Origin of the sequence: Sphingomonas sp. FUKUSWIS1 (assembly GCF_000733135.1) — a bacterium.
Taxonomy (GTDB): domain Bacteria; phylum Pseudomonadota; class Alphaproteobacteria; order Sphingomonadales; family Sphingomonadaceae; genus Sphingomonas; species Sphingomonas aerolata.
Map to the genome: position 1 here is coordinate 10,508 of NZ_JPJC01000284.1, position 405 is coordinate 10,912.

Here is a 405-nt window from a genome sequence, read left to right on the forward strand (position 1 = left end):
ATACGGGACCGCGCCGCGGCGGTTGGGGTCGACGCGGATTTCGCTGGCGGCGGGGGGGAAGGCGCGCTGGTCGCAGTCGGGGCGGAGGCAGATGCGGCAGGATGCGCCGATCGGGGTGGCGATGCCGCCGGTGCCGAGCGCGTCGGCGTAGATGAATTCGGACGCGTTCGCTTCCTCGCAGCCCAGCGCCACCGCATAGCGGCGCGCGGGCCGGGTATAGGTTTCGGACGGTTTCACCAGCCCCTTGGCCATCGAGACGTAGCGGATGCCGTCGCTGGTCTCGAGCAATTGCGTCAGGATGCGGTCGGGGATCGCGACCGCTTCGTGGACGATCCACAAGGGACAGGCGCCACCGAAGCGCGCGAACTGGAGGCGGGTGGCGGAGTGGCGCTTGGTGATGTTGCC

At 69.9% G+C, this 405-nt stretch carries 1 protein-coding gene; it reads right to left on the minus strand.

From position 1 onward, the window contains the following. Positions 1-405: DUF2083 domain-containing protein (locus tag sphsw_RS18075; RefSeq protein ID WP_160172669.1), on the minus strand; the 405-nt coding region annotated here is incomplete at both ends.